Source organism: Planctomycetia bacterium (assembly GCA_034440135.1).
Lineage (GTDB): Bacteria > Planctomycetota > Planctomycetia > Pirellulales > JALHLM01 > JALHLM01.
Map to the genome: position 1 here is coordinate 1 of JAWXBP010000133.1, position 4,491 is coordinate 4,491.

The 4,491-nt window shown below is 59.9% G+C and carries 6 protein-coding genes and 1 tRNA gene; 4 read left to right on the forward strand and 3 right to left on the reverse strand.

Annotation, left to right across the window (positions count from 1 at the left end; translation table 11 throughout):
* Nucleotides 1-412: 412 nt before the first annotated feature.
* Nucleotides 413-928 (forward strand): hypothetical protein, encoded by a 516-nt coding sequence (locus SGJ19_07570; protein ID MDZ4780093.1) that lies wholly within the window; start codon nucleotides 413-415, stop codon nucleotides 926-928.
* A gap of 257 nt (nucleotides 929-1,185) precedes the next feature.
* On the opposite strand, the gene SGJ19_07575 is transcribed toward SGJ19_07570, so the two are convergent.
* The 3 genes from SGJ19_07575 to SGJ19_07585 all read right to left on the reverse strand — a co-directional run bounded on the left by SGJ19_07575 (nucleotide 1,186) and on the right by SGJ19_07585 (nucleotide 2,377).
* Nucleotides 1,186-1,326 (reverse strand): hypothetical protein, encoded by a 141-nt coding sequence (locus SGJ19_07575; protein MDZ4780094.1) that lies wholly within the window; start codon nucleotides 1,324-1,326, stop codon nucleotides 1,186-1,188.
* Between the two features lie 32 nt (nucleotides 1,327-1,358).
* The gene (locus SGJ19_07580) at nucleotides 1,359-2,048 is read right to left on the reverse strand and encodes a hypothetical protein (GenBank protein MDZ4780095.1); all 690 of its coding nucleotides are present in this window, start codon (nucleotides 2,046-2,048) and stop codon (nucleotides 1,359-1,361) included.
* A gap of 255 nt (nucleotides 2,049-2,303) precedes the next feature.
* Nucleotides 2,304-2,377: transfer RNA gene (locus SGJ19_07585), tRNA-Met, on the reverse strand.
* A gap of 103 nt (nucleotides 2,378-2,480) precedes the next feature.
* Between SGJ19_07585 and SGJ19_07590 the strand changes: the two genes are divergently transcribed.
* From SGJ19_07590 to SGJ19_07600, 3 genes are all read left to right on the forward strand, one after another.
* The gene (locus SGJ19_07590) at nucleotides 2,481-3,644 is read left to right on the forward strand and encodes a tyrosine-type recombinase/integrase (protein MDZ4780096.1); all 1,164 of its coding nucleotides are present in this window, start codon (nucleotides 2,481-2,483) and stop codon (nucleotides 3,642-3,644) included.
* A 260-nt stretch (nucleotides 3,645-3,904) separates the two neighbouring features.
* A complete protein-coding gene (locus SGJ19_07595; GenBank protein ID MDZ4780097.1) occupies nucleotides 3,905-4,180 on the forward strand; it encodes a helix-turn-helix domain-containing protein in 276 nt (91 codons plus the stop codon).
* Between the two features lie 67 nt (nucleotides 4,181-4,247).
* Entirely contained in the window at nucleotides 4,248-4,400 is a 153-nt protein-coding gene (locus SGJ19_07600) for a hypothetical protein (protein MDZ4780098.1), read from the forward strand.
* The last annotated feature ends 91 nt before the right edge of the window (nucleotides 4,401-4,491 follow it).

Here is a 4,491-nt window from a genome sequence, read left to right on the forward strand (position 1 = left end):
GAAGACCAAATGCTTCGTTAAGTGAGCGACTGGGCGCAGCAAGAGTGCAGCGCCAGCGTCATGAGACTTACCGTGTTATTTTTCAACCGGCTGTGCAGCCGCCGATCGCTAGTAACGATCCGCGACTACGTTCACCAAGGGCAGGATTATGCGCGCGGCGGCCGACTTTGCAAGCCTGAGTAGGAAAGATTTTTTCGCGCACGCGCCCGATCGCGCACCAGGAGCCTGTGCGCAGCGCTACAAGCCCACCCCGCGCCCAACCCCCAAAGGCCACAGCATAATTCGAGGTGCCGGCGATGCAATCTCGGCCCTTAATCAGCGATTTGCAAACCGCGCGATTCCACTCCGACACGCGACGCGTCCCGGATAGAATGTGGGGCGGACCAACCGCGCAGACCTGGGTGAAGCGACAATGACCGCCGATAGGCCTGATGACGCCGCTTGGTACCAAGCGCTTGATAGATGCCCACCAGAACACGCCAACGTGTTCCTCGAACACGCCAGCGCGCGATGGCAAGATATCAACACTGCGTGCCAGGAGGTTGATGCGAAAGCCAACTCGCATTTCACCGTAGCCGGCGGACTTGCCGCAGCGCTCTTCGCTGTAGTGGGCTGGCTGCAGCTGAAAACGAGTGTTTGGTTAGCAATCTCAGCTGGTGCGCTCTTAGCCGCGATGCTGACCGCACTGATGATTCACTGGCCGCAGAAGTTTCGCCTTCCCATGACGACGCGCAGCCTGATCGACTATGGAGCGATGCACCGGGACTGGCCCGCAGATCGACTTAAGCTGATCCTTGCCGGCGATCTTCACATCAGCTATGTCCAGGCGAAACGCGTGCTATTGATCAAAGTGCTTTGGGTACGCGCGAGCAGTTTGGCCATTCTCATTGGCGCAATCGCGACAGCAGTCGCCATCCTTTATCGCTAGGTCTTCAGATCCGGTGGCGGCGCCCCCTTCTGGATCCAGTCGCCCCCCGGTTTCGACTGGGGTGGCGGAGGTGGCGACGACGGCGGTGGCGCCGGTGCTTGCGATTTCTGCGCCGGCGGCGGGGACGATTCCCTGCCGCCATTGTTGGTCGTTTGTGTCATTCCACCCTCCGTGAAGTTTTTGGGCTAGTCTCAATGCCGGCCAAGTTTGCAAGCCCTCATCCTATGGGCGCAGCTTGAGTTAGGGGCTGATCTGAATTACTCTTCGCTCGGTCCGGCGGCGCCCTTAGTGATCCAGTCGCCGTCCGGCTTATCGGATTCGGTGATCTGCTGATCTGGGGGCGGCTGAGGTGCGGGATTCACTTCGATAAACATCCGGATGTCCTTTTCGTCGGGCATGCCATGCTCCAGAAAAGTTGCGAAGGTTGTAGTTACTTTGAATCTTTCGGGATGCGGCGTACGGACAGGATCGTGTTCGAGCCACCGATCACCGTCGCGTACGTCTCGTTGCCCGTGCATTCGTAGATGTCATCGAGCACGACTTCCTGGCCGTCGATCCAGCCGGCCGTGTCAATGCCGGACAAAATGAAGTGCGGCCCGTTTCGATCTTCAGCCACCATTCTGCCGCTGGGTACACCCAATCCGCCGACGGCGCCGGCATTGAACGTGCCCGCGCTGCCTCCGCCTCCGCCCACAAACACCTTCCAATGTTCGATTACCTGAATGCGCGCGGCCTCCGCGCCAAGGATCTGCTCCACGCGGTAGGTCGTCGTCTCCGGATTGTGCATAAAGCGGCCGATTGAACCCTTTGTCATTTCGTGAGTTTGGCCAAATCGATCCGCGCCGTAGATCATTGGCTCCAGGGGGCGGGACTTGCTCTTGATTGCCGCCATGGCGGCCTTGGCGTACTCCAACTGCTCGCGCGCTTTCTGATTCGCTCGGTTCTGCCGCAGTCTCGTCTGGCTTTCTTTGAACCGGGCCTGTTGGCGCGGCAACTCTTCCTTGCGCCAGGCGGCAGTCCGCTCGCGATAGCTTTCCGGCCATTCCGCAGGTTTGGTGCGAACCCAGTCCACCTCGCCGTCGCCAGCGAACATCAGGGCCAAGAGAACCATTGCACGCATGGCACGCCCTTTCGGAAAAGTTAAAACTCGCCGGGCCTCGAAACTAGTTTCGAGGCGTGAAGGACGCCGCGCTCGGCCGATCAAAGCCGACCGTCGGGCGTTACTAGCACCCGGCGATCCCGCGTGGAGCATGGCCCGAGGCCGGTGAACTGAGATGCTCGACGTCGGTTGCCTTGACCGGCCGAGCGCAGCGGATGACTGTTCCGCTGCGCTACTTTGGGTAATCTGTTTGCAACTCCTTACCGCTTATCCAGTTAGCGGCGGAGGGATTCGAACCCCCGACACGCGGATTATGATTCCGCTGCTCTAACCAACTGAGCTACGCCGCCAAGTCTTGCTGCTGTAAGGGTTTGTTGCCTGTCCGGTGTTCACTGCTATCATGCTAGCGACACCCGTTGTGACTCCTGCAGCCACACCCCAGTCAGCCAGAACATGCGTAAAGATACCAGCAATCTATCGGGCGGCAAGCCGGCCAAACCGCACGCGGACTTCCCCCTATTTGCACATCTGACGGGCCGTTGGGCTAAGAAGGTTCGCGGCAAATTGTGCTACTTCGGACCGTGGCGAGACCCGGGCGCGGCACTGGCAAAATGGCTTGCGGAGAAGGACTATCTGCTCGCAGGCCGTCGCCCCCCGGAAACGCTCGATGGGCCGACCGTCCGCGACCTTTGCAACCGGTTCCTGACCACCAAGCAACACCTGGTTGACACCCTGGAGCTGAGCGCCCGGTCGTTCGCCGATTACCACCGAGTGTGTGATCGCGTCATTCAAGCCATGGGTAAGGACCGTAGGCTGGACGACGTCATGCCGGCGGACTTCGAAGATTTGCGTGCGTCGCTGTCGAAAACGCTAGGGCCTGTGGCGCTCGGAAATGAGATTCAACGCGTGCGCGTGTTGTTCAAGTACGCCTACGACGCCGCTTTGCTGGATAGGCCGATCAGATACGGTTCCGCGTTCAAGCGTCCTAGCCGCAAGGTGCTGCGTCAGGAGCGGCATTCCAAGGGACCGAGGATGTTTGAACCGGCAGACTTGCGGCTCCTCCTGGATGCAGCAGGCACCCAACTGCGCGCCATGATGTTGCTCGCGCTGAACGCGGGCTACGGCAACTCCGACGTCGGCACGTTGCCAATGCACTCGGTCGATTTAGTTGGGTGCTGGTTGAGCTACCCGCGTCCGAAGACGGCAGTGCCACGCCGCGCCCCCCTATGGCCTGAGTCGATTCTCGCGATTCGAGACGTGATTGCCTGCCGCCCGAAACATAAACGCGACGTTGACGCCGGCTTGCTGTTCGTCACGAAGTACGGGCAGAGTTGGGCCAAAGGGACGTCAACCAACCCCGTGTCAGCAGAGTTCCGCAAGATCCTGCTCAAGCTCGGTTTGCATCGCAGCGGGTTGGGTTTCTATTCGTTGCGACACGTGTTCCAGACGATTGGCGACGAAGCAGGCGACCCGGTGGCCACGTCGTACATCATGGGCCACGCTGACGCGTCTATGGCGGGCGTCTATCGCGAGCGCATCAGCGACAAACGCCTAGTCGCCGTGACGGACCACGTTCGCGAGTGGTTGTTTGGCAAGCCGACGAAACGGGCGAAGTAGGACACACACAAAAATAGTTGACGATAGAAGCCCAAGTTGGTATTAATTACACAGCGGCGCAGGATGCCCGGCATGAACAATCTACCCCGAGCCTTGTACTGCAACGCCTGATTATCTTGCCGTTGCAGGCAGGGAACGAGTACTGAAGGTGACGCTGAAGCGGCACGGATGGCTCAGCACTTTGTCCGAAAGGACATCAATGCTGGCCGTCCGCGCCGCTTTTTTCGTGGACTGTCGGCCCAATATGGAGCGGACAGGACATGAAGACGCAAATGCCGATCGTTGAGCGATCGAAGCTGAGCCCGCCGCAACTGGCGAAACTGTGGGGCATCAGTACCGAGAAGGTACTGACTTGGATTCGCTCCGGCGAACTCAAGGCGATCGACGCGGTAAGCCGCCGTGGCGAGCGCCCGCGCTATCTCATTGACGTCCGCGACTTGGAAGCGTTTGAGCGCTCCCGTTCTACGTCGCCCGTCGTTGATCCTTCTCCGCGTCGCAAGCGGACCCCTGAGGGTGTCATGGAATTCTTCCAGTAACCGCGCGCACCCCGAGCCGTTGCGAGCGGACGGGGCGTGTTCTCAGAAGCACGAAAGGAGAATTTCCGTGCAATCACATTCTAACGTCTATCCTCCCGAGTTGCCAACGCGCGTTGTGCCCGGCGTGTTGGCCCTGCATCGCGTCGCCTGGAAGCCAGTCGGCGCACTGGTCCAAGGCACCGCCGGCGGGGTGGAATTCCTCATCAACGTCGAGATGTAAACGGCGCTCGAAGAGTGCAGCGCTTGGCGGGTTACCGATGGTCGGTCGAAAAGTGTAGTGCTCATGTTCCCTTCCGCGGATTCGTGACCGA

Excerpts from the sequence above, each read along its gene's own strand:
- SGJ19_07570 (MDZ4780093.1), top strand. The coding sequence starts at position 413 with ATGACCGCCGATAGGCCTGATGACGCCGCTTGGTACCAAGCGCTTGAT.
- SGJ19_07575 (MDZ4780094.1), bottom strand. The coding sequence starts at position 1,326 with ATGCCCGACGAAAAGGACATCCGGATGTTTATCGAAGTGAATCCCGCA.
- SGJ19_07580 (MDZ4780095.1), bottom strand. The coding sequence starts at position 2,048 with ATGCGTGCAATGGTTCTCTTGGCCCTGATGTTCGCTGGCGACGGCGAG.
- SGJ19_07590 (MDZ4780096.1), top strand. The coding sequence starts at position 2,481 with ATGCGTAAAGATACCAGCAATCTATCGGGCGGCAAGCCGGCCAAACCG.
- SGJ19_07595 (MDZ4780097.1), top strand. The coding sequence starts at position 3,905 with ATGAAGACGCAAATGCCGATCGTTGAGCGATCGAAGCTGAGCCCGCCG.